Below are 1405 nucleotides of genomic sequence, written 5' to 3' on the forward strand. Positions count from 1 at the left end.
GGGACCCATATGTGGACGGCCCCCGTGGCACAAGAGCTTTGTGAGGTTTGATCGGATCGCTTGCATCCATATGTCCGGCCTATTGATGCGGCTTGTCGGACCGCTGGCCAAGATGGTTTTTCGCGACACGAGTTCCAATCACCCACGCGACCTTGTTCGGCCAATGGGTCCCACGGATTTGCTCGCATCTCGGACGATCGATCGCACCATCTCCTCTGCTCTTGCAGCTCCGGTCGGCCGGTGGGCTAACCCGCCGGTCGGCCGAATCTCTCGATCACACGGCAGCGGCCATTTGGGCCTCGGTTCGCGCCTCAAGTCGCGCGCGCTCGTATTGCTCTCCCGTCGTCATCAGCTTCCAGGCGATGCGGGCCATCTTGTTGGCCAGCGCCACCGCCGCCAGCTTCGGTGTCTTGCGTTTCAAAAGCTCGGTCAGCCAGCTCGGCCCGCGATCTTTCGATTTGGCTATCTTGACCACCGAGGTTGCCCCAACCACCAGCAGCTGACGCAGGGTCTCATCGCCTGCACGGGTTATCTTGCCGAGCCGGGTCTTTCCCGCGGTGGAATGGTCCTTTGGAGTCAGGCCGAGCCAGGCGGCAAACAGCCGCCCCGAGCGGAAGGCGTGAGGATCGGGCGCCTTCATCACCAGCGCCGCGGCCGTGACCGGACCGATCCCCGGGATCTGAGCCAAACGACGGCTCAAGGCATTGGCACGGTGCCAGGCCAGAAGCTTCGCCTCCAGCGCCTTCAGCTCGACCTGCACCTGGTCATATTGGCGGGCAAGCGTCGCAAACAGCTCGCGCGCTAGCGTCGGCACCCCTTCATTGTGCTCGATCGCAGCCAGGAACGAGGCGAGCTTGTTCAGCCCTTTGGCCTCGATCAGGCCGAACTCCGCCGCATGGCCGCGGATCATGTTGGAAAGTTGCGTGCGCCGCACGACCAGTTGTTCACGGATGCCCAGCAGCATGAGCGCCGCCTGTTGCTCGGCGGTCTTCACCGGCACATAGCGCATCCGCGGCCGGCTTGCCGCCTCGCATAGCCCCTCCGCATCGCGTCCATCGTTCTTGTTGCGCGCAACGTAGGGCTTCACCAGTTGCGGCGCGATCAGCTTGGCTGTGTGTCCCAGCCTGCCCAGCTCTCGCGCCAGGACATGAGCCGCCCCGCACGCCTCGATCACCACCACTGTCGGCGGCAGCTTGGCAAAAAAATCCAGCATCGCCTTGCGGCCAAGCCGCTTGCGCAGCACGACCTGCTCCGACGCATCCACGCCATGAAGCTGAAAAATATACTTCGACGTATCCATACCAATGCGGATAATCTGGTTCACGGACGGCTCCCATGTATGAGATCTAGACAACCTCATTCTGGCACACCGATGCCGTAGGGGGCCGTCCACACCATCAACCAC

The 1405-nt window shown here is 62.7% G+C and carries 1 protein-coding gene; it reads right to left on the minus strand.

The window, feature by feature from the left end:
* Window positions 1-274: 274 nt before the first annotated feature.
* Window positions 275-1324, minus strand: coding sequence for an IS110 family RNA-guided transposase (locus AC066Y_RS43190; RefSeq protein ID WP_478279129.1), 1050 nt, complete (start codon window positions 1322-1324; stop codon window positions 275-277).
* Between the last annotated feature and the right edge of the window lie 81 nt (window positions 1325-1405).

The organism is Bradyrhizobium sp. USDA3010 (genome assembly GCF_056429065.1).